Annotated in this window: 26 protein-coding genes; 13 read left to right on the top strand and 13 right to left on the bottom strand. The window is 65.2% G+C overall.

The features are described from left to right. Window positions 1–62: 62 nt before the first annotated feature. Entirely contained in the window at window positions 63–440 is a 378-nt protein-coding gene (locus ACZ6DT_RS39140) for a hypothetical protein (RefSeq protein WP_465604796.1), read from the top strand. Window positions 441–865: 425 nt separating this feature from the next. Next, a complete protein-coding gene (locus ACZ6DT_RS39135; RefSeq protein WP_465604793.1) occupies window positions 866–1,996 on the top strand; it encodes a pentapeptide repeat-containing protein in 1,131 nt (376 codons plus the stop codon). Window positions 1,997–2,000: 4 nt separating this feature from the next. On the opposite strand, the gene ACZ6DT_RS39130 is transcribed toward ACZ6DT_RS39135, so the two are convergent. Continuing rightward, window positions 2,001–2,969, bottom strand: coding sequence for a tyrosine-type recombinase/integrase (locus tag ACZ6DT_RS39130; RefSeq protein WP_465604790.1), 969 nt, complete (start codon window positions 2,967–2,969; stop codon window positions 2,001–2,003). A 558-nt stretch (window positions 2,970–3,527) separates the two neighbouring features. Continuing rightward, window positions 3,528–3,680 (bottom strand): hypothetical protein, encoded by a 153-nt coding sequence (locus ACZ6DT_RS39125; RefSeq protein WP_465604787.1) that lies wholly within the window; start codon window positions 3,678–3,680, stop codon window positions 3,528–3,530. Between the two features lie 632 nt (window positions 3,681–4,312). Here ACZ6DT_RS39125 and ACZ6DT_RS39120 point away from each other — a divergent pair. Continuing rightward, a complete protein-coding gene (locus ACZ6DT_RS39120) occupies window positions 4,313–4,816 on the top strand; it encodes a sigma-70 family RNA polymerase sigma factor (protein ID WP_465604784.1) in 504 nt (167 codons plus the stop codon). A 1-nt stretch (window position 4,817) separates the two neighbouring features. Then, entirely contained in the window at window positions 4,818–5,777 is a 960-nt protein-coding gene (locus ACZ6DT_RS39115) for a sigma-70 family RNA polymerase sigma factor (protein ID WP_465604781.1), read from the top strand. 78 nt (window positions 5,778–5,855) lie between these two features. Here the strand turns inward: ACZ6DT_RS39115 and ACZ6DT_RS39110 are convergent, their stop codons facing one another. Continuing rightward, entirely contained in the window at window positions 5,856–6,341 is a 486-nt protein-coding gene (locus ACZ6DT_RS39110) for a hypothetical protein (protein WP_465604778.1), read from the bottom strand. Between the two features lie 503 nt (window positions 6,342–6,844). After that, complete coding sequence (locus tag ACZ6DT_RS39105; protein WP_465604775.1) at window positions 6,845–8,233, bottom strand: pentapeptide repeat-containing protein; 1,389 nt, start codon at window positions 8,231–8,233, stop codon at window positions 6,845–6,847. Window positions 8,234–9,002: 769 nt separating this feature from the next. Here ACZ6DT_RS39105 and ACZ6DT_RS39100 point away from each other — a divergent pair. Both ACZ6DT_RS39100 and ACZ6DT_RS39095 read left to right on the top strand, forming a co-directional pair. Then, window positions 9,003–9,197, top strand: a complete 195-nt coding sequence (locus ACZ6DT_RS39100; protein ID WP_465604772.1) for a hypothetical protein — start codon at window positions 9,003–9,005, stop codon at window positions 9,195–9,197. Window positions 9,198–9,205: 8 nt separating this feature from the next. Further along, complete coding sequence (locus tag ACZ6DT_RS39095) at window positions 9,206–10,369, top strand: hypothetical protein (protein WP_465604770.1); 1,164 nt, start codon at window positions 9,206–9,208, stop codon at window positions 10,367–10,369. A 380-nt stretch (window positions 10,370–10,749) separates the two neighbouring features. Here the strand turns inward: ACZ6DT_RS39095 and ACZ6DT_RS39090 are convergent, their stop codons facing one another. The 4 genes from ACZ6DT_RS39090 to ACZ6DT_RS39075 are packed head-to-tail and all read right to left on the bottom strand — an operon-like array spanning window position 10,750 to window position 12,033. Further along, window positions 10,750–11,184, bottom strand: a complete 435-nt coding sequence (locus ACZ6DT_RS39090) for a helix-turn-helix domain-containing protein (RefSeq protein WP_465604767.1) — start codon at window positions 11,182–11,184, stop codon at window positions 10,750–10,752. A 47-nt stretch (window positions 11,185–11,231) separates the two neighbouring features. Next, window positions 11,232–11,564 (bottom strand): hypothetical protein, encoded by a 333-nt coding sequence (locus tag ACZ6DT_RS39085; protein WP_465604764.1) that lies wholly within the window; start codon window positions 11,562–11,564, stop codon window positions 11,232–11,234. Further along, entirely contained in the window at window positions 11,561–11,734 is a 174-nt protein-coding gene (locus ACZ6DT_RS39080; RefSeq protein ID WP_465604762.1) for a hypothetical protein, read from the bottom strand. The genes ACZ6DT_RS39085 and ACZ6DT_RS39080 overlap by 4 nt, the downstream gene beginning before the upstream one ends. An 11-nt stretch (window positions 11,735–11,745) precedes the next feature. After that, entirely contained in the window at window positions 11,746–12,033 is a 288-nt protein-coding gene (locus ACZ6DT_RS39075) for a hypothetical protein (RefSeq protein WP_465604759.1), read from the bottom strand. 553 nt (window positions 12,034–12,586) lie between these two features. Between ACZ6DT_RS39075 and ACZ6DT_RS39070 the strand changes: the two genes are divergently transcribed. From ACZ6DT_RS39070 to ACZ6DT_RS39055, 4 genes are all read left to right on the top strand, one after another. Beyond that, entirely contained in the window at window positions 12,587–13,441 is an 855-nt protein-coding gene (locus tag ACZ6DT_RS39070; RefSeq protein ID WP_465604756.1) for a helix-turn-helix domain-containing protein, read from the top strand. Beyond that, entirely contained in the window at window positions 13,441–13,677 is a 237-nt protein-coding gene (locus ACZ6DT_RS39065) for a DUF397 domain-containing protein (protein ID WP_465604754.1), read from the top strand. The genes ACZ6DT_RS39070 and ACZ6DT_RS39065 overlap by 1 nt, the downstream gene beginning before the upstream one ends. A gap of 97 nt (window positions 13,678–13,774) precedes the next feature. Further along, on the top strand, window positions 13,775–14,122 hold the full coding sequence (locus ACZ6DT_RS39060) for a DUF6247 family protein (protein ID WP_465604751.1): 348 nt from the start codon (window positions 13,775–13,777) through the stop codon (window positions 14,120–14,122). Between the two features lies 1 nt (window position 14,123). Next, window positions 14,124–14,378, top strand: a complete 255-nt coding sequence (locus tag ACZ6DT_RS39055) for a hypothetical protein (protein ID WP_465604749.1) — start codon at window positions 14,124–14,126, stop codon at window positions 14,376–14,378. A gap of 573 nt (window positions 14,379–14,951) precedes the next feature. Here ACZ6DT_RS39055 and ACZ6DT_RS39050 read toward each other — a convergent pair. Next, window positions 14,952–15,296: a hypothetical protein gene (locus tag ACZ6DT_RS39050; protein ID WP_465604747.1), complete on the bottom strand. Its 345-nt coding sequence runs from the start codon at window positions 15,294–15,296 to the stop codon at window positions 14,952–14,954. A 1,152-nt stretch (window positions 15,297–16,448) separates the two neighbouring features. Here ACZ6DT_RS39050 and ACZ6DT_RS39045 point away from each other — a divergent pair. Then, the gene (locus ACZ6DT_RS39045) at window positions 16,449–17,081 is read left to right on the top strand and encodes a hypothetical protein (RefSeq protein WP_465604744.1); all 633 of its coding nucleotides are present in this window, start codon (window positions 16,449–16,451) and stop codon (window positions 17,079–17,081) included. Between the two features lie 42 nt (window positions 17,082–17,123). Here the strand turns inward: ACZ6DT_RS39045 and ACZ6DT_RS39040 are convergent, their stop codons facing one another. Further along, window positions 17,124–17,540: a recombinase family protein gene (locus ACZ6DT_RS39040; protein ID WP_465604881.1), complete on the bottom strand. Its 417-nt coding sequence runs from the start codon at window positions 17,538–17,540 to the stop codon at window positions 17,124–17,126. 59 nt (window positions 17,541–17,599) lie between these two features. Between ACZ6DT_RS39040 and ACZ6DT_RS39035 the strand changes: the two genes are divergently transcribed. Continuing rightward, on the top strand, window positions 17,600–17,761 hold the full coding sequence (locus ACZ6DT_RS39035; protein ID WP_465604884.1) for a hypothetical protein: 162 nt from the start codon (window positions 17,600–17,602) through the stop codon (window positions 17,759–17,761). 32 nt (window positions 17,762–17,793) lie between these two features. Here the strand turns inward: ACZ6DT_RS39035 and ACZ6DT_RS39030 are convergent, their stop codons facing one another. After that, a complete protein-coding gene (locus ACZ6DT_RS39030) occupies window positions 17,794–18,294 on the bottom strand; it encodes a hypothetical protein (protein ID WP_465604741.1) in 501 nt (166 codons plus the stop codon). 325 nt (window positions 18,295–18,619) lie between these two features. Here ACZ6DT_RS39030 and ACZ6DT_RS39025 point away from each other — a divergent pair, with 325 nt between their 5' ends. Continuing rightward, window positions 18,620–18,787, top strand: a complete 168-nt coding sequence (locus tag ACZ6DT_RS39025; protein WP_465604739.1) for a hypothetical protein — start codon at window positions 18,620–18,622, stop codon at window positions 18,785–18,787. Window positions 18,788–19,080: 293 nt separating this feature from the next. Here ACZ6DT_RS39025 and ACZ6DT_RS39020 read toward each other — a convergent pair whose 3' ends face one another. Together ACZ6DT_RS39020 and ACZ6DT_RS39015 are read right to left on the bottom strand one after the other, a co-directional pair. Then, window positions 19,081–19,389, bottom strand: a complete 309-nt coding sequence (locus tag ACZ6DT_RS39020; protein WP_465604736.1) for a hypothetical protein — start codon at window positions 19,387–19,389, stop codon at window positions 19,081–19,083. Window positions 19,390–19,754: 365 nt separating this feature from the next. After that, window positions 19,755–20,018: hypothetical protein (locus ACZ6DT_RS39015; protein ID WP_465604733.1), on the bottom strand; the 264-nt coding region annotated here is incomplete at its 5' end.

Below are 20,018 nucleotides of genomic sequence, written 5' to 3'. Positions count from 1 at the left end.
AACAGGTGGCCGGGGTGCAGTGGACCTCGTCAGGAACACACAACCTAGCGAAGGAGCACCTGATGTCCCAGTCGACCACCCCGCACACCGCGGGCCCGAGGCGGCGAGCCCGCGGGCTTCTGCTGGTGCTGGCCGCCGCGCTGGCGCTGATGATCGCCCCCGCGGCGCTGCCCGGCGCCCCGGGCACCCCGACGGCCTCGGCGTATGAGGCCAACTGCTCGTGGCCGCGCTGCACCCTGCTGCTCAACCGCGAGGAGACCCGCATCGCCGGCGAAGGCATCACCCCACCGGGACCGCCCGGGTTCGGCCAGTTCATCTGGATCGCGGTGCAGACCCACAAGCTGCTCATCCGGGCGTATTACGCCCAGGGAATGTGCGTGGGATTCAACCTGTCCGCCGTGCCGTGGGAAACCCAGGGACTGTTCGGCTACCGCTGCTAACCAGCCGGCAGTAAACCGGCGCGCCGCGCACTCGAGGAGGAGCTGATCGGCGCTCAACGGCGGGGGTGATTACGCCGTAATCACCCCCGCTCTCCGCGCCCGCCACGGCGTCACGGTCTTCCACGTCATGCCCGGGCCGACGTAGACCGCAGACCTTCCGCCTCCGTGCACGTAGCGGTTGACGGTGGTCCGGACGATTACGAGGCGTGAAGTGGATGAGTGGCTCGAAGACCGTCTGGACGCGGCGATGGCGGGATCGTGGAGGGACGTGGTGGTGGGCGATCGTCGTGATCGTGGTTCCGGTCGCGTTGATCGCGGCCGGGGCGGTGACCGCCCTGTTGATGTTCGTCAACGTCGGGGGTGATCCGAAGAGCCAGATCGAGCTGATCAAGGTCGGGCTCACCGTCGGCGCCGGGACCGGTGGCGTGGTCGCGCTGGTGCTCACCGGGCGCCGGCAGTGGTCCACCGAGCACGACGCCAACGAGCGGCGGCTCACCGAGTTGTACGTCAAGGCCGTCGAGCAGCTCGGCTCCGACAAACCCGCGGTTCGCCACGGTGGGCTGTACGCGCTCGAGCGCGTCGCCCAGGACAACCCCGATCACCGCCAGGTCGTGGTCGACGTGATCTGCGCCTATCTGCGCGCCCCGTTCCAGCTACCCGGTGCGTCCCGGCCCCGTAACCGGCCAGGAATTCACCGCCCCTTGGCGCCCCACCGGAGCACGTCCCGGCAGCGCGCCGCCAGCGGGGAACAAACCGAGCCAGCGACGGTGGCCGAACTCGAGGACGACGCCCGGCAAGAACGGGAAGTCCGTCTCACCGCCCAGCGCATCGTCGTCACACACCTGAAGCCAGGCAACGACCCGCAACATCCCGCAAAGACCTTCTGGACAGACATCAACCTCGACCTGACCGGTGCCACACTCATCGACTTCGACCTTGTTGCCTGCCAGATCAACGAAGCCAGGTTCAGAAAGGCGACCTTCATCGGCACCGCCCAGTTCAACAAGGCCAAGTTCATCGGCACCGCCTGGTTCGACGAGGTGACCTTCACCGGCGACGCTGTGTTCCTCGGGACGACCTTCACCGGCGACGCCGCGTTCGACGAGGCGACCTTCGTCGGCGGCGCCGTGTTCGGCGACGCCACCTTCAGCAGCGGCGCCTGGTTCGTCGGGGTGACCTTCGCCCGCGCCGCCTGGTTCGTCGGGGTGACCTTCAGCAGCAGCGCCGGGTTCGTCGGGGTGACCTTCGCCGGCGACGCCTGGTTCGTCGAGGCGACCTTCACCAGCACCGTCCAGTTCAAGAAGGCGACCTTCACCAGCCGCGTCGGGTTCACCAAGGCTGCGTTCGATGTCGTACCGGTCGCTTCTGGAGCGCGTATCCGAGTGGGCTCCGCCCAGACGGGCTTTGGGGGTTCCTCATGGCCGGTCGGATGGACCGTCGAACTACCGGACGATGCGGAGCAAGAGTGGACGCGACTGGTTCCTGTACCGGTTGTCCTCGCCTCGACGGAGGAAGCCGCAACTACCCGAGTCGCAGAACGCGACGTTGTGAGTTGACGGGCTACCGCGCTCGCCTGGCATGGCGGGCGCGGGCTTCTTCGGCGGTGCGTTGGGCGGCGTCGGCGGAGGGTCGGGCGTAGCGGGCGACGCTGCGGATGTCTTGGTGGCCGGATTTGACCATGAGGTGGGTGACGTCCTGGCCGTCTTCGGCGTTGTGGGTCAGCCCGGAGTGCCGCAGGTCGTGCGGGGTCCAGCCGCCGGTGGCCTTCTTCAGTGCTTTGAGGGCGGCGTCGTAGCTGTAGCGGCCGCGGCCGGTGTCCGGGTCGAGGTCGGCCGGGCGGACGGTGCCTTTCGCGGAGCCTTTGGCGGCGCGGACGGTGAGGAAGAGCGGGCCGCGGGTGCGGGTGCCGAGGTAGCGGGCGAGGAGCCGGGCGGCGAGGCCGCCGCGGTCCCAGGTGACGATGTCCGGCGCGGAGCCTTTGCGGGTGACGCCGGCGCGGGAGTTGCGCAGGTCGAGGTCTTCGACGTTGAGGGCGAGGATCTCGTCGGCGCGGGCGGTGGTCTCGTAGAGCAGTGCCCACAGGACCCGGTCGCGCAGTGGGTGGCGGGTGTCGCGCAGGAGCCGGTCGACGTCGGCGCGCGGCCGGGCGCGCGGGACCGGTTTCGGTTGCGGGGTGCGGGTGAGCCCGGCGAGCGGGTCGGTGGTGATCCAGCCGCGGTCGCGGCAGAAGCCGGTGAAGGCGGCGATCGCGGCGCGCTTGGCGTTGAACGTCGCCGGCGCCGCGCTCCCCCACCGCGCGGTGACCGCGGCGCGCAGCGCAGTCGCGCCCGGTTCGGTGTCGAGTGCGGCGACCGGCGCGGCCGGGTCGACGACGGCGGCCGCGGCGGAGAGGTAGGCCTTGATCGTGTTGGGCGCGGTGAGGTAGCCGGAGCGGCCGCGGACGGTGGGCAGGTGTGCGGCCCATGCGGCGATCGCGGTGGCGCCGTCCGGCGCGCCGTTCGCGGTCCGGATCGCGGTCACGGTTCCCATCGCACTCCTTGTTCCGGATAACACGTCGGTTCACTCCGCGTGGTGCGCGGTGTCGGCCCAGGTCGGTTTCCGGCCGGAGACGTGTTGTTCCGGATAATAGGGCATTATCTGAAACAAGGTCGGTACGGTACCGGGCACCGTACCGATTACGTCACCTCGAAGCGGGATAGAACCATCCCGGGAGCGAACACTGTTCACGTCCCGTGACCTAGCCGCATAGTCCTATGTGCACGGTCCCGACCAGCAGATTGCAGACGAATCGACTAAAGCCAAGAAGATTTATGTTGCAGCACAACGCATACTGACAAGTAACCGATAAGCGCATTCCGCGTTTTCCTTATATAGCAGCACACAGGGCACTGCCTATTCATCCCTTAAGGACAGACGAAGTACTGTTTTCCCAGGTAGTGGGCGCGGCGCGCATGGCGCGATCAATGTGACGGAATCGCCGACCGATGACATACTGGGGGTGCCCCACGGCTCAGACAGTGTGGGTAAAAGAGAGGGCGGGGACAGCCTGAACGGCCAACCCCACCCAGAGGTACTACGCAGATGGTGTCAGGAGAAGAGGCTCACCACTTCCTTGACAAGAGTCGCCAGGGCAATGATCGGCGGAGTAGCAGCCACTACAACGACGGTCACCTGGCGACCCCATCTGTTCCACTTACCTGCTTCTCGCTTCTCCTCCGGAGAAGCCTCGTTCTCGTCCATGACACGCTTTCTGTGATGCGAACTCCCTTCCACGTTCTGCGCTGGCGCCAGCTAGGGCCTTCGTCGGTGGGTCACACCGAGGCGAACCCTTCGCACCTGGTGCTCCTCAAGGGTAGCCAGAACGCCTTCGACGCGCCTACGGCCGTTGAGACGTGATTGTGACTGCCAGCCTCGACCCGCCTGAGGCCAGAGACTGCGACGGATCCAGCTGACGCTCGTCGGCGTTTGACCTGCAAACGCCTCTGTTCACCTGGCGCTGCAGCTCGTCTACGAGCTCTTCGGGCTGACCAGCAGGTTCTTGCGCAGCACCGCGGTGGTACTACCGACCGCGCGGTCAATCATTCGCCGCGTCTGTACCTGAACACCCAGGTAGACCTCCTTTTCGGCCCATAGAGCGGCCACCAGTTGCTGCTGGGAGGCTGTTGACCTTGAGGAACGGTGGACCGAGTTGCTCGATGTCGCGGGGTCAGCGGACCGGGTGTGCCCAGCTCAGCGGCTTGGCTGCGGGTTAAGTCCTAGGTCCGAGAAAAGATCTTGAAGTTTCTTTGCACGCTGCGGCCGTCTCGCTCCTCTACCAGTCGTAAGAGCAGGTCAATCTGCTAAAGCCGACTCTGAGGAAGGGGGACGTCACGATGGCTGGGGTCAGCTTCGAAGCGTTCTTCGTCGACGACTTCCCCCGACTAAAAGGGTTCTTGATCAGCCTGGGGTATGAGCCAGCGGTCGCGGAGGACGCGGCGGCTGAGGCGATGTACAAGGCCCACGAGGAGTGGGGGTCGATCGAGCATCCCGGCCCTTGGGTCCGCACGGTCGCGAAACGAGAAGCGATGCATGAAGCCATGCGAGATCAGGACGGCATCAAGCGGGCTGTGCAAGGCGGCTGGGTCCCGCCGAAGCAGAGCCCGGAGGACCCGGCCCGTGTCGTCGAAGCCCGTCTTCGGCGCCAGGAGCTGCTCAAGACGCTGCCGGATCAGCAGCGTGAGGTGATGGCGTGGACGTTCGACAACTACGAACCGATCGAGATCGCGAATGCGCTCGATGTCGCGCCCGACACGGTCAGATCCAATCTGCGCCATGCGCGTACCAAGCTCAAACAGCTGTGGATACAGCAGAACCAGCAAGCTGAAGGAGGTGCCTGAGGTGGACCGCAACGAGGAGATGGACTTCGACGCCTGGCTTGCCGGCCAGCAAGAGGAGTTCGACGCCACCATGCGAGAGAGCGTGGATAGCGCCGCGGTTCTTCGGGCTATCAAACATCGTTCCGCCGCCGAGGCGCGGCAGGAGATCGACGAGCGCCTGGTCGTCGCGGCAGGGACCGGTGCGCCGCAGAGCCCCGAGCCGGACTGGCCGACGGAGCGCTGGGAACGGGTCGACGCCGACTTCGCGACCCTGGCCGAGCAAGCAAGCCTGCGGACTTGGGCGGAATATCTCGCCGCACGCCATCTCCACGCCCAGCACCGCATCCAGGCGATACTCGACACTTCCACTCCGCAGTCCGTGCCGGATTGGGAAGACTACGGGCTGGAGGACTGCGAGCTACTCGAGGCGATGTCTCAGGGTGAGCGGGGTGCACTGATACGGATCGTGTCTCTGGTCAGACCCTTCGCGTTCCGGTACGCCCGTGCTTACCTCGGCATGCACGGCAGGCCGCTGGAAGCCGCAGACGACCTGGCACAGGACGCTCTTCTCGCGTTGATCAGCAGGCTGCCTGCCTACGAGTACCGGGAACAGCCCTTTCTGCGTTTCGCCTACACCGTGCTCAAACACGAAATGGCGGGGAAGGACGACTGGCCTGTGGCGCGGCCACGAGTCCATCCCGACGCGGTGAAGTGGGTGGCTTACCAACGGAAAGACTCCGGTCACGAGAAGGTGAGCGGCGATGTCATCTCTCGATTCGCGGCGTTGCTACGTCGGTTATCCACCGACAGACGAGAAGTGATCGTGTTGAGAGTTCTCGTTGGGTTGTCGGCGGAGGAGACCGGCATGGCGCTGGGCGGCAAAAGCCCGGGCTGGGTTCGAGTTGAGCAGCATCGAGCGCTCAACCAACTGCGTCGTGTTCTAACCAAGGTCGAGATCGCCGCTCCCGACCAAATCGAGTAAGGCCGGGTCGGGGCCGTCTGCTGCTGGGTCGAGTGGACGAGCCCTGATCCTGCCGGGCTGGCGAGGCGGGATCAGGGCTCAGCTCTCCACGATCGCGGCGCCTTCCTTCTTGTTCGCGATTTTGCGCCGCGCGGCCTTCCCGGCTTTCGCCAGCCCGTACGCGCCGGCACCGGTCAGGCCCAGCCACGGGCCGGTGAGCCAGCAGATCAGTCCGATCAGGACCAAGGCGACGATGATCCACACCGTGATCCTGAGGTACTGGCTGCGACCCGTACTGTCGTTACTGCTGCATCCGAGATCGACAAGACGGAAGGCCAAGCGCCACCCAGGGTGATCATTCGGAGCAGCACCTGCGGGGAACCGGAGCACTGGCTCGCCACTCATGGGTTGCTCTTCACTCATGCGGGTAAGAGGATTGAACAGGCTGCAACGTGCAATCGGGTGATTGCACCCGGGAGCGCAACGCTCGTCGCCGCGATCGCGGCGGAATACCGCGCGAACCACGAAAGCCGTGGCCAGCAGCAAGCCGTAGCCAACGGCCACCCCGATGATCCAATCCCGCATCGAACACCTTCCTCACCTGAAAGATCAGGTGAGGCATGACCTTCGGGGGCCGCTTCGCTTCATACAGCACCACGACGGACTTCACAAGCACTGGCCGGGTGTGTATTAGCCGAACGGCAGTGCAGGTTGTCTCTGGTCCTGGTGGCTCGACACCGTCGTCCACACCTGGCCGCCCTCTACCTCAAGAGCGACCGTGAGATCGCGGATGCACTGACCAAATTCGGTCAGCTGGACAACCATGCCACTACTGACGAGATGGCCGCGTGGCCACGTTCCGAGAAGGTCGCCAGCGCTGCGCTTCACTGGGCCCCTGACCATGCCGAACGGCCGCACCTCACTGACCTTCTGGCAACTAGTCGCCGAGAAACATGTTCACCGAGCCGTCGGTTAAGTCCAGACAAACGGGTTGCCGAACACCGCCAACTGGGACAACGCCAGAGCGCCCAGCGGTAGGTATTCGTGTTCGGGCAACGATCGTTTTCCGAACATCTCGATCACTCAAGTCAATCCGAGTCATCGCTGGTGTCGACGACAGATGTCAGGTCGAATGGCTCGCCATCCACCGTCGCCCCGTAGAACGAGTGCCTGCCGGTGAAGGTGGCCCCGTTGAAGTGAGGACCGCCGGCGAAGGTCGTGTCGTGGAACGCGGCGTCGCCGAAGGACGCCTCGTTGAAGAAGGCGTCGCCGCCGAAGGCCGTCCTGCCGAACCAGGCGTTGCCGGTGAAGGCCGCCTTGCGGAAGTCGGTGTCGCCACCGAAGGACGCGTTGCCGAACCAGGCGTTGCCGGTGAAGGCCCCTTCGGGGAACCCGACGTTGCCGGTGAAGGACGCCCCGCCGAACCCGGCGTCGCCACCGAAGGACGCGTTGCCGAACCAGGCGTTGCCAGTGAAAACCGCCTCGGTGAACGTGGCGCCGTCGGTAAAGGTCGCGCCGGAGAACCGGGCGTTGCCGGTGAAGACCGCCTCGGTGAACCAGACCTTGCCGGTGAAAGCCGTCTTGTTGAACCAGACGCCGCCGGTGAAGGACGCCTCGGTGAAGAGGGCATCGCCGGTGAAGGCCGTCCCGAGGAAAAAAGCGTCGCCGATGAAGGTGGCGTCGTGGAAGTTGCTGAATCCGATCCGGGCACCGTTCAAGGCGAAGTTAATGAGCTGGGCACCGGTGAGGTCCAACCTGAGCGGCCCCCAGTAGGCAGTGCTGTTCTTGGGCTGGAGGTGATCGCGGAGCAGGCGCTGGGCGGTGAGTCGAACTTCGCGTTCCTGTGTTCGCGCACGGTAGATCTCGCGTTGCTCGGCGCTGGCACCGTCGTCGCGATCGCTGTCGACCGGCAGGTCGTAGGGCATGCGCAGATAGGCGCAGAAGACATGGGCGATGGTCTGACGCTGGGTCTCGTTGTCCTGGGCGAGACGTTCCAGGGCGTAGAGGCCGCCGAGACGGACCGGGGCCTTGTCCGAGCCGAGCTGCTCGACGGCCTTGAGGTAGAGCTCGGTGATCCGGCGTTCGATCGCGTCAGCACGGGCGTCGTCGGCGACGCGTTCCTGGTGTGCCTGGGTGGTGGCGGCGACGTCTTGCTGGTGGGTGAGGGCGCGTTCGCGGTTGTCGAGGTCGGCTTCGGTGGAGTGCTGGCGGCGCCAGGCGAGGTAGAGCGCGACCACGCCGCCGCTGCCGACGCCGATGCTCAGCCCGATCTTCAACGCGTCCAGCCGCGCCTTGACCAGGTCCGGGCCGGTGAGCCCGGCAGTGGCTGGCCACCACAGCGCGATCACCGCGCCCGCGGTAAGGATCGTGATCACGACGGCGGTCGTCCACATCGCCGCCGGCGTCAACTCCCGCAGCCGTCTACCCGATCCGGATACCGAGGTGCCGCTGGACGTTGAGCGTGCGTCGTCGGTCATGACCTGAATCGTCGCGGAAACCGGGTGAGACGTTGCAGAGGCCGAGGCGATGACCTCGGCGACGCTGTCCACGATCGTTGCGGCATGCCGAATCCGGTGAGCTGACGCCGTCCAGCGTCTGCGGGTTGGACAGAGCTGGTTCGCATCAGGTGCTTCGACCGGGATCGAAGGTCGGGCGTGGACCGGAAGTGTGCAACAGCGGGGGGAGTTAGTGCTGCGGTACGGGCCCTGTCGCTGCAACGAAGGGTTCGTACCGCAGAGTCCGGTGGTTCGCCTAGGCCAGACGTCGTCCCGGGAGTCCCGCCGCGGGAGGACCGGCCTTCTCAGACCGGTTCCGTGGCGGAACCTCCTTCACTATCGTCAAAACCGCAGCTCACAGCAAGTTTCTGTACATGGGGTGTACATCACCCGACCGGGCCTGGCAGCGGTGACGCACGGCCTACGGTGCAGGAACTCGCGTTCTATTCCGAACATCCGGAGCAGATACTTCGCGTTTCACGGGCGGGATCGTGTACACCGCTCAGACGCTGTGGTGCACATTTCTGGACATCCCAAGGGCGCCGGGAGCGGACGCGACGTGCCTTGGTGTGCACACAACGGCACAGTGTCAGGGGCGCGCTCGCCGGGCGGGCGGCCATAGTGTTGGTCTCAACCGCTTCACATCCCCTTACCGGAGTTCGTGGCTGCAACCACGCCGGGACACCAGGGGGCTCGGAGCGGTGTTGTTGTCCCGATTCGCCTAGGCCAACCCCGAAAGAGGTCACGACCGATGTGCCCGTCGCGGCGTTCTCCCGCCGACCTGTCTCCCCCCACCCGTCCCCCGGCCCAGCCGGTGCAGCTCCTCTGCGTGCTCGGGTTGCTGATGGCCTTCGCGCTCGCCATGACGCTCCTCGGCAACCCCGGCGCCGCCAGCGTCGGCTACGCCGTGGCACTCGGCACCGCCGGCCGCCGCATCGCCGGATGAGGCCCGCCATGGACGAACTCACCACGGCCGCCTTCCCCGACGGCGACGACTTCGCCGCCGCTGCCACCGAAGCCGACTACATGCGCGTGCTGCGGAAGCTGCAGGTTCACACCGGCTACAGCATCAACAAGACCCATAAGAAATGGGAAAAGGCCTTCCCGAAGACCAGCCCCTCACGAACCACGGTCTACAACCTCCTGCGAGGAGACAAGCTCCCCTCGCAGGCCGCCCAGCTCAAAGAGCTGCTGACCGTGTTCGTGCAGGCCTACGAACACCGCACCCCCACCGTGGAACGCACCGTCGCGGCCTACCTCGAACCCGGCGTCCGGCTCATACACGACCGTGCCCACCGCAAAGCAGAGGAACGCCTCCGCAAACAACGCGCCCACCGGGCCGAGACAGCAGACCTCGCCGACGCCGAGCTCGTCGACGAGAGCAAAACACGGGAACTGGCCGACGGGTTCGGCCCGTTCCGCACCGCCAGCGATAGCGAGCCGCTGGTCATTGACGCCCACGGCGTCTTCCCCGGCGCCAGCTGGCTCCAGGACACCCCCGCACAGGCCCTCGACACCGCGGAACCCGCCAGCTCCGCACCACCACCGGAAACCGACACGACACCGACCGACGAGCCCGCCGCGTCGCCCGTCACGTTCCTGGCCTCGAAGCGGCGGCTGCTGCTCGTGGCACTGGCGGTGATCATTGTCGGGGCCGGAACCCTATACGTCGCGCCACGATGGTCTTCTAGCGACTACTCAGGTTCCGGGCTGAAGCTGGCCAGCGGCAGCGCCGTCTCCCACCAGCCCGCCGCCTGCACACTTGTGCACTGCACCCCGTACGGGGGCTGGATATGGAGCAACATCGGCATTCGCACCGTCGAGACCACCTTCGACCTCCCTGACCCAGCCAAGCATCAACTGGGCGGAAAGCTCTCCCGTGAGCCGGGCTGCGACCAGGCGATCCTGTCCTGGACGTTCCGGGCCAACGGCCGCACCGTGGCCCAGGGAATCTTGAAGACGGGCATGCAGACGACCGAAGTCGCCGCCCTCGACATCGGCAACTTCCAGCACCTCAACTTCACAGCCAGCCGACAGGACTACGCCAACTACAACGCCACCCGAAACGGCGACTACCCCTGCACCTCCACCCTGCGCTGGATCGACACCCTCAACTAACCCGGCGTTCGATAGTGCGCGCACCTGGCCTGCCTCCGTTTGGTGGCAGGCCAGGCGCGCGTTGGGTGCCCAACCTGCGCAGCGCATGGTCGTTTTCCGAACCGCAGCAGCCGCCCTTGGCAACTGCCGTTCGAGGTACTTGTCGAAGATCTGCGGTCCTGCTGCCCAGCCCAGGAGACCCGACACCGCGAAGCCCGGACCCGTCGCCTAGCTCGCCGGGTGGATCCAGGCGCTGACGATCGGCCAGGCGTGGTCGATGAGCTTCTCCACCAGCTGATCGAGCTTGCCTCTGGCGAAGAACGGCGTTTCCACCTTCTGTGGCCAGGGTGGAAACGCTCGTTGCCGCCGACGCCGAGAGCGAAAGCCAAGGTCAGCGAAGGTCAGCGAATCGCCTGCAGGTGCCTGACGAGCTCGACCGGCTCCATCCCGCACAGCTCGGCCGCGCGGTCGAGCATGTCGTGCCGGAACTGGACGAAGCCGGACGCGTCCGTGGACAGCCTGGCCCAGCGGCGGAGCGGTGCGAGTTCGGGCGGGGTCTGCTCGGCGAGCGCGGCCAAGGACACCACGAGGCCGGGCCGTAGCCGCTGCTCGACGCGGCCGATCAGTTCGGCCGGCTCGACGCCCAGTGCGCTGCACAACTCGACCAGGCGCACGACCGAGCACTGTCGTGTGCCGAGTTCGTAGGTCGCGAGTGTCTGCAGGGAAATATCGGTGCCTAGCAACGTTTTCAGCGTCTTACGAGTGAGCCCGCGCTGGTGCCGAACACGACGCAGTTCGTCCCCCAGGACGCGGAGATACTGCTCGACGTCGATCATCCCCGGTCCTCCAGGCGTGCAGGTGTTCGTGACAGGCTCTGTGCGGTTCACCGCGCGTCCGGCGCGCTTGGCCACCGGATGAGGTCGGCGTCATCGCCGGAGTCGCTGGTGACCCAGAGAAGTGCCAGATGCAGCGGAATCGTGTGGCGCCAGACTTCGACACCTGTCTGGCGCCAGTCACCGCGTACGGGCCCGCCGCGCAGGCGAACGGCCGTCGACCAGCCTTCCAGCGGGATGGTGACCAGATCCGTCTCCGGCCCGGAGGATCGCATCAGCGCGTTGTCCTCGCCGCGGTAGAGGATCTGCGGGACCACCTGCCAGCCGAGCTTGCGGACCGCGTACTCGATCAGCTTGTCGGCATCCACCGTCGGCTGGTTCATGGCCGCCGCCTCCCCCTCGATACGACCTCGGCGTCCGCGAACGCCTTGCGCAGGACCCGCTCGGACGTCTCAGCGGCCGCGATCGCTTCCGGCCAGCCGGTCGCGCGCAGCTCGAACGCTCGCGCGCGCAGCCGGAACAGTGACTCGCGCACCTCTTGGTCCGCGGTCATCAGCGCGGGGATCACCGCGACGTCCGGACGACGTCGGCGAGCAAGGCGTGAAGACGTCCGCGCCGGCGATGCCGCGCCATGCCGCGTGTCTGCTCAGGAACGGTCACCGACCAGCGACGCCGCTCCGGCGCCGGCGGCGTGGCCAGCACGTGACGGCACCGCACGCAGGGACGGCCGATCGGCGCCGCACCTGGGGTGGGCCGCACGATCGAACCGCACAACGCCCTGTACTCACCTTCACCGGCGGCGAAGTCCTCGTCGGCGACCTCGTGCTCCAGGCCGTCGTCGGAGCTGGTCATCGGAGCGCTGTAGATCCGCTCAGTCACGAGGACCACGGCCATGTTCGCGAGGCGCCCGGAACGACCGGGCAATGTCCCAGCAGGTCCAGGCGCTCAGGCCGATCGCGAGGATCGTCACCGGCGCGAGGCCGAGAAGCGTCTGCCACATCCGGGAGCCCTTCCAGGGTGGAAGGCGGCGGCCCGCCCGGGTTCGGGGGGAGGGGTGTGCAGCCCGGACGGGTCGCCGCCGCTCATCTCCCTGGTGGACCGAATGCGCATTTCGCGCTCAGCGCGACGTGCTCACCAGGGAAGTTGCTGGCCTGGCGGCGCGGCTTCGGCCGGGGGAACAACCCACGACACCGGGACTCGGGGCAAGAGAGATACAAGACCGAGGCCCAGGAGGGGAAGCCATTCCAGCTCGCCGCACCGCCAGGGGCTACCGTGTAACTGGTTAGGTTGGTAGCCATCTCTGAATGTAGACGGTCACATTGTGAACGTCTACATTTAAGGTATGGCCTATCCGGGTGAACCCCTGTCGTCTTTTGTCGCCGAGGTGCCCGAGGGAGGTAGCCCTGTGGCCGAGCTGAATCCGACCGCGATCCGACTGTGGATAGCTGGCGAGATGCAGCGGCTTCGCAAGCAGTCCGAGGTGCGTGCCGAGGACGCGGCACGGCGCATCGGCAAGGCCAAGACCGTCATCAACCACATCGAGACCGGTCGCAACCTGCCCGCACTGGCCGATCTCGAAGTCCTGTTGAACATGTACGGCGTCCCGGAACGGGTTCCGTTCTTCCGCGAGCTGGTGAGCAGCGCGAAGGCAGGCACCGACTGGTGGATCGACTTCACCGACTCCGTGCCGGACTGGTTCAACCCGTTCCTGGGCCTGGAGAGCGCCGCGGCCGCGATCAGCAGCTACGACGTATGGGTTCCTGGCCTCTTCTCGATCCGGGACTACGCCGCCGCCATCATCCGGGCAGGCGAACGAGGACTGACCGAGGAGCAGATCAGGGCGAAGGTCGACCTCCGCCTTGCGCGGCAAACGATCATCACCCGTACCGAAGCGCCCAAGATCTCGTGCGTGCTTGACGAGAACGCCATCCGGAAGCAGGTCGGCGGCCGCGCCGTTATGCGCGCGCAGCTGGACCACCTGGTGAAGCTGTCCGAGCTACCGAACGTCGAGATCCGACTCTTGACCGATGCGTCGGGCGCGCACGCGGGCACCGAAGGCACTTTCACCATCCTGGACTATCCGGAGGCGTTCGAAGGCCACCCCGGAAGCGTGTACGTCGAGACACGCCAGCAAGGTTTGTACTACGAGCACCCCGGGCAGGTCGAGGACTACCGGCTTATCTTCGAGAGCCTGAAAAATCACGCCACAGAGCCCGAGAAAACCCGCGAATTGATCAAGAAAGCAGCAAAGGACACGTGATGGACGCGGACGCGGCACGAGCCGCCCTGAGCACCACCAGTGATGGCTGGGAGAAGTCCAGCTTTTCCAACGGGCAGAACGGGTGCGTGATGTTCAACTTCTCGCAGCCCGGGTGGGTTGGCGTAAGCGATTCCAAGCTTGGCGGCGAGTCGCCTGTCCTGGTGTTCAACAGGACGGAGCTCGACGCGATGATCGCCGGGGTAAAAGCGGGCGAGTTCGACAGGCGGATCCGCTAAGAGATCGCCCTCAGCCGGAACGAAGGGCCCTCGAGTCGACCGGGGGCCCTTCTTCATGCGCTGAGGGATTCTCCGACGACCGGCTATCGTGGGCGGCATGACTGCGGCCGCGAACCCGTTCGCTGAGTCGCCAGTGCCCGCGCTCCCCCCGGACACGTCGCCGAGCGTGATCCGCGACGCACTGGTCGACGAGGAACGCACCGAGTTCGAGCGCGCCTATCAGGACGCGATGACCGAGGCCACGCAGACGCTCGACCTCACCCGCGTGCTCGACGTTCTCCGGAACTACCACCGGATCGCCTGGCTGACGCAGCGCCAAGGCACCGAGGCGCACCGGCGGATGTTGGACCAGGCCGAGCGGGCACAGCGGACGGGCGAGGCGCCGGCGGGCAGTGCGTCGGCGGCCGAGGTGAAGGCCCTGCTGCGGAAGAGGCTCGGCCGCTAGCTTGTACGAGGTCATCACCCATCCCGAGGCGATGGAGCAGATCGAGGCCTTGCCGCTTCCCGCGCTGGCCCGCTACGCCGAGGCCTTCGAGGTGCTGGAGCTCGTCCCGCACAACGGCCGCCTCTACAACGAGGACAAGCCGGACGGCATGAGAGAACTCGTCTTCGGCGACGGGAACGGCACCATCACCTACGTCATCGTCGAGCACGTCGACCAGGTGCACGTCGTGCTCGTGCAGTGGGTCGGCGACGACTGACTGCGCTCGGCCACGACGCGCGACACCAACACGGGGTGTATAACGTCGCGTACGGCGGCTCGTGACTTGACCGTCAGTCTCATTTCACTACCAGATGACGTGCGATCCGCTGACTGCTCGGCTTTGATGTTTGCAGCTGCACTTCCAGAAGCACCGAGGTGTCTACGCTCGGGGTGCTTTTTTGGGTCCAGTTGTGACCTGGTCGTCCACAAAACGCTTCGTGCTGACTCTCGGAAGAGCACGCCACGGGTGGGCGCGGTCGCCAGCTCCTGGCAGTGGGGGTGCGGGGAGAGCAAGGCTTCGATGACTCGAGTCCGGCAACCGGCTTTGCAAGCGGCTTTGCAAGCGACGAAGGGGGTTTCGCCAAGGTGGCGAAGCCCCCTTCTTGGTGTGCCGCAGTTCGCCAGCCAACTGCGCTTAGGCCGCAGGTGGCCATTGGCGGCTTTTGTGGTCGACAAAATCCCACCGCCACTTTTTTGAATGCAGGTGCGGGTTGTACCCATCTCACCCAGAGAAATCTTCTTCTTCAACAAAGAAGAGAGAGAATACGGCACGATACATAGTGCGAGATCTCTAAAAGATCTTCAGCACCGTCGGCGCGGATCCCGGAGCCTCAGTGACAATCACTTCACCACCAGCCGCCCACACCTCTTCGAGGTAGGCATACACCTGCAAGGCGCGGTTGACGACCACTGTCTTCGAGTCGGTGGATAACTCGGTGCCGCGGTCCAGGGCACGAGAAGAGCGAGGAATCAAGTTGACCGTGAGTCGTTCCAGGCTGGGCCCCTTGGGGCCCTTGTCGTCGTTGACGCCGTGTGGCTTCCTCAATGCGGCCGTATCGCTCGACGGAGGCTCTTCGACAACGGGATCCTTGGCATCGCGGGCGACGGTTTCATCGATAGCGTCGTCTGTTTTCATCCCTGTCACGCCTACCCTTTCTATCAGAGCAGCAAATCACCCCAGCTAGCTGCTCTATTGCTTGTGAGAAAAGATTCCGCGAGACGCCTGTGACAGCAGAGGTCCCGCGTGGTGGGCGACCTTGGATCTTTTCGGTCTGACGACGACCTGAAAAGACTGACCTAGCGCTGATGAGAGCAGCGCGAGTACGTAAGGCGCCCAATTCGACAATGCTCGACCCGGAAGAAACGGTAAGGATTCCTGGCTCATGGGCCACCTCAGTCAGTCGCGGGTCTCTAAATCTTCGGCCGATCCATTTTTTGGGCGTGCTGATTTGGCCTTCAGCACGCCCATTTTTGGGCAGTGGACCGGCACGTGGCTGTAAGGACAGTCCACTGTCCGTAGCCTAATCATCCGCTCATAAGCACCTCATGTCAACCAAGTTGTACGATCAATCGCTGAACATGAGACATACGTTACGCGTCCGCGATCGCTGTTGCTGTACTGCCTACCTTTGCTGTGGCCTGCACTACAAGTCTGCTGGTCCAGCTGTGCCCGGTAGGGGCAGAGGTCCTACCCGTTCGCGCTGGTTACCTGCCGGTACTCCCTCTCTGTGTTACACGGCGTCAGCTGAGAGGTGCACTAGTACTCCTAAAGTGAGTACCCTGCGCTCTAGCAAACAGATCAAACACCGCAGGCAGGGGGCAAAATGACGTGAACACCGTTCACGTTACTTGCCTGAGGTGGACTCAACTTTGATCTTGGATATTTCGAACAGAGAGTAAACGAGTAGCGAGTTTGTCACTCCGGGCACTCGGAGCGGACCACGTGCGTTGACTGGTACGAGGTCCCTGTGAACTTTGCCCGGGGAGCGCGGTCGCCGAAGTTTACATGCGGTCGCTGTATGTACAACGTGATCATCATGTACGACACTCCCATGGTCCGTGTATGTACGATGTTCATACTCCTGATATTATCTGCGATTGGGCACGGCCGACCTCTTCTCGTGCTCACGTGGATCGTCGATCGAAGTTTGTGCGGGGCCCGGCAGGAGCCGCCGGTTAGCAAGATCACCTGATCATAGAAATGAGGCTTTCGGTGTCGGACGATATCGAGACGAACTTGCCCGAGGATGACCCAGATCCGCGGCTCGAACGCAGGTCGACAGCCTGGGTGGGCGAGAACGCCCAGGAGGCGAAACCGCTCTTCGACGGTTCGGGGGCTGCTGCAGTTGGAGGGTGGTGGGACAACAAGCTCCTCGGCTCGGGCGGCGTGTCACTCCAGACGCCGTGGGGTCCGAAGATCGAGACAGCCTTCTCTTACGCGATCTACGTGGTCGTCGGCTCCGTCCCGATGACGATCTGCCTCTCGTTCGGTGTCCACGAGGTCTTATCGATCTTGGTCGGGCTGATGTTCAGTGCGGTCATCGCGTACCTCATGACGAGGCAGTTGGTGTTCACACCGAAGATCCCGACACAGAAGAAGGTGGTCGAAGGCGTGATCAAGGGCGAGCCGAAGGTCAAGGGCGAGCCGAAGGTCCAGGACGAGCCGAAGGTCCAGGACGAGCCGAAGGTCCAGGACGAGCCGAAGGTCCAGGACGAGCCGAAGGTCCAGAGCGAGCCGAAGGTCCAGAGCGAGCCGAAGGTCCAGGACGAGCCGAAGGTCCAGGACGAGCCGAAGGTCCAGAGCGAGCCGAAGGTCGCGAAGGTCGACGCCGGCGCGGAGCCCATCAATCTGCCCATCGACACGACGGCGCCCGAAACGGCGAAGAAGAACCCGAAGGTGAAGACCCCGGACGCCTCTTAGGAGCAGGCCCCCAAACTTCTCGAGTCCCCGTCGCCTGCTAACTCAGCAGCTCGACGGACCCGCTGGCGGCCGCCGCGATCTCTTCGCGGCCTCCGCTCGCGAGTTCGGATACATACTTGTAGATCGTCTGACGGCTGCCCCAAGCAGTCTCGCGATCGACGAGACCGTGTTCTCCGGCTCGGTGAGCAGGAGCCGTGCGTGCCGAACCTGTTCCTCGGTGAGCGCCGGCGGGCGGCCGAGGCGGGTACCGCGGGCCCGAGCGGCTTCGAGCCCTTCCCTCGTGCCCTGCACGATCCGCTCGCGCAACCTTCCGCCGGACGTGGTCGTGTCGAGTGCTTCGTGCAGCGACCGGAACCCAATGCCGCGCGGACGGAGGCCCGCGACGAGCGCGAGCAGGTTGTGCAGATTCCGGCCGAGACGCGCGAGCTCGACAACGACGAGGGTGTCGCCCGCGCGCAGGTAGTCCAGGCATGCCCAGAGCTCGGGCGCTCGGTGTCCTTGCCGGACTCCTTCTCTCGGTGAAGACCCGGATGCAGCCCGCCGTGGTGAGCGCGTCGACCTGGTGGTGGAGATTCTGGCCGTCGGTGGACACCCGGCCCGTAGCCGACCAGGGCGCCGCCGCCGATCGCGTCGAGCGGGTCGCCGTCGAGCGTGAGCGGCTCCAGCTCGGGGTCCCGTAGTGGGGCGGCGACGACTGACCGGATCCTCGTGGTCAGTCGAAAAAGCCGAGCCGGTCAAGGTTTTCGACGGGCACGTTCTCGACTTTGTACCCGTTGTCGAACTGCACGGTCGCGCGATCCCCGCCGAGCAGGCCGCGGCTGGTGTCGACGATCTTCCCTTTCGTCCCGGACGGCACGGTGGAGATCAGCCCGCCGCCCAGCGTGGTCGTCGACCGTACTTTCGCGTCGCGCTTCAACTTCGCCGGGTTGTCCTCTGTCCACCACCGACCGCGGCGGCGTTCCCCAGATCCGCCGTCCGTGCCACGTTCCCCGCTCGGCGACGTCGAGCTCGCGGCCGCCGAAGCGCCGTCGACGCTCGGGCGATAGAACCCGTCCTCGAGACCGCTCGCCGCCCCGTAGCTCGGGGGCGCCTCTCCCGTCGTTGACGGATCTCCCGGTCGCCACGGCGTGAACTCCTGCCACGCATCCTGGTCGAAATCGTCAGGCCCGGGATTCCCGTAGCCGCCCGCCGTGCCTTCGGGTCGTCCGCTCATCTCGTCACCTCTCCCCTGGTGCGATCAACGCCAAGCGAGCCTAACCGAGGAAAACCGCTGGTCCTAGCCGTTGCGCGTGCAACGATCAACGTATGAGCCGACGTCGATCAGGACCGGACTGGCGCGTTCTTCTCGCGGCCGCGGTCGCTGTAGCCGTGTTCCTGGTGGGCCAGGACCTTGATTTCGGGTTCGGTATGTCGCTGTTCCTGGCCGCGCTCGGCGCCATTTCACTTACGCTGCCGCCGGCGCCCGTCGTCCAGCGAGACCGGTTGCCGGACGAGAGCGCGAACCTGCGCCGCAACCTCGGTTCAGGACCGGGGATCAAGTGGTGTTGTTGCGCGACGTCAGCGGCGCGACCAGCGAGTACGTGCCGCGCGGGAACCGGGGGAACGTGGTCGGCTCCGGGTGGGGGAAGGTTGCCGTCGCGTTCACGATCCACTCACCGCTCGGCGTGCGGCAGGTCCGCGTCGAGCTCGCGCCCGGCGACGTCTAGCCCGTGTGAGAGGCGAATTCGTAGAGCACATTGGAGGGTCGTTCGCGGCGTCCAGGGGCACGCTGCCCCTGAACCTGAATGTATAACGTCTTGTACGGCACTGCTGAGTCGGGCCAACCGGACCGATGGACTACCGCGGGCTGACGCCACTGATGTGGGCGCACGTGGCGATGCACGGCGAGTTCAAGCTCAACATGAACTCCCGCCTCACCCTCGGCCCGTCCGCGCCGCTACCGGGTGCGTAGATATCGATGTGCTGGTCGACAAGGGATTGGTTGCCAGGATTGCCTGTGCTACTGGCAGGTGTAGATGTGTCCATCGTCGTGTTCTCCGGGACGGACGCAGTGGTAGCCGTGCGCGCTCTGGGCCATGCAACTGCTGGTGCTGGTGAACCACTCGTAGTTCTCGGCTAGGTCGGGATGCCGCTCCCACCGGAGCCAGTGGCTGGTGCTGTCCTTCCCGAGATGGATGTCGGTGGTGTCGATGAAGGCTTCGCACGGTCCCGGATGGCCCGCGGCGCGTTCGCAGTCCTCCACCTTGACTCCGGGATAGATAGCGGAGGCGGGGTGGAAGTTCTCCTCAAGCTCCCAGACGTAGCCCATAGGGCCGGTCAGGTCTTTCCGGCTCAGGCGCACAAGAGAGTCGCATTGTGCGTGATAGTCGACTGGGCTCATCGATCCGCCTCTTTCCGCTCAGCGACGGGGGTTCGCTGCGACCGTAGAAGGCGTCCTCCCTATCCGGGCGCACCGCGGTTCCGCCTGTCGGGTGAAGCTGGCCAGCCATACTCGAAGAGCGCACAGACTCAGCGGATAACTACTATTATCCACTGAGCGCCAGTACCATCTCAGTTGTGATCTTCAGAGCTTTATGGCGCTGAAGTTTCGCCACTCTCCTGAAACGCTGAGTGTCGATGTCGAGAGTGATTTGCACGGGTAGCGCGTTCTCCCGCTCTCCGGCAGGCATCTGATCAGGAGCGACTGGCCCGCACCGCGCGCACCGTGGCCTTGATGCTCGTCGCGACAAAAGTCAAAACATCGTCACATTGCACACGAACCGCTTCCATCGCACGCTGGCGACGTGCTGGCGTGCCGGGGCCCGTCGGGTCGACCAAGTCCAGCTCGTGGGCGATCTCGTTACGTGCGGCGAAAAACGGTGCGAGATCGCCCACGAGCTCGTCACTTACTAGTTCTGCGGTTAGGCCTACTGCATCGCGGATGGCGAGGAGGTCACC

It is taken from the genome of Amycolatopsis sp. NPDC041971, from assembly GCF_055588925.1.
Note: the sequence above shows the minus strand (reverse complement) of the source record. Positions and strands in the feature narration are given on the sequence as shown.

Bases quoted from the DNA above. Each gene is read 5' to 3' on its own strand.
- ACZ6DT_RS39090 (WP_465604767.1), bottom strand. From the start codon at position 11,184: ATGATCGACGTCGAGCAGTATCTCCGCGTCCTGGGGGACGAACTGCGT.
- ACZ6DT_RS39060 (WP_465604751.1), top strand. From the start codon at position 13,775: ATGACTGCGGCCGCGAACCCGTTCGCTGAGTCGCCAGTGCCCGCGCTC.
- ACZ6DT_RS39075 (WP_465604759.1), bottom strand. From the start codon at position 12,033: ATGACCAGCTCCGACGACGGCCTGGAGCACGAGGTCGCCGACGAGGAC.
- ACZ6DT_RS39050 (WP_465604747.1), bottom strand. From the start codon at position 15,296: ATGAAAACAGACGACGCTATCGATGAAACCGTCGCCCGCGATGCCAAG.
- ACZ6DT_RS39110 (WP_465604778.1), bottom strand. From the start codon at position 6,341: ATGCGGGATTGGATCATCGGGGTGGCCGTTGGCTACGGCTTGCTGCTG.
- ACZ6DT_RS39095 (WP_465604770.1), top strand. From the start codon at position 9,206: ATGGACGAACTCACCACGGCCGCCTTCCCCGACGGCGACGACTTCGCC.
- ACZ6DT_RS39130 (WP_465604790.1), bottom strand. From the start codon at position 2,969: ATGGGAACCGTGACCGCGATCCGGACCGCGAACGGCGCGCCGGACGGC.
- ACZ6DT_RS39100 (WP_465604772.1), top strand. From the start codon at position 9,003: ATGTGCCCGTCGCGGCGTTCTCCCGCCGACCTGTCTCCCCCCACCCGT.
- ACZ6DT_RS39085 (WP_465604764.1), bottom strand. From the start codon at position 11,564: ATGAACCAGCCGACGGTGGATGCCGACAAGCTGATCGAGTACGCGGTC.
- ACZ6DT_RS39080 (WP_465604762.1), bottom strand. From the start codon at position 11,734: ATGACCGCGGACCAAGAGGTGCGCGAGTCACTGTTCCGGCTGCGCGCG.
- ACZ6DT_RS39020 (WP_465604736.1), bottom strand. From the start codon at position 19,389: ATGGGCTACGTCTGGGAGCTTGAGGAGAACTTCCACCCCGCCTCCGCT.
- ACZ6DT_RS39030 (WP_465604741.1), bottom strand. From the start codon at position 18,294: ATGAGCGGACGACCCGAAGGCACGGCGGGCGGCTACGGGAATCCCGGG.
- ACZ6DT_RS39140 (WP_465604796.1), top strand. From the start codon at position 63: ATGTCCCAGTCGACCACCCCGCACACCGCGGGCCCGAGGCGGCGAGCC.
- ACZ6DT_RS39120 (WP_465604784.1), top strand. From the start codon at position 4,313: ATGGCTGGGGTCAGCTTCGAAGCGTTCTTCGTCGACGACTTCCCCCGA.
- ACZ6DT_RS39105 (WP_465604775.1), bottom strand. From the start codon at position 8,233: ATGACCGACGACGCACGCTCAACGTCCAGCGGCACCTCGGTATCCGGA.
- ACZ6DT_RS39125 (WP_465604787.1), bottom strand. From the start codon at position 3,680: ATGGACGAGAACGAGGCTTCTCCGGAGGAGAAGCGAGAAGCAGGTAAG.
- ACZ6DT_RS39065 (WP_465604754.1), top strand. From the start codon at position 13,441: ATGGACGCGGACGCGGCACGAGCCGCCCTGAGCACCACCAGTGATGGC.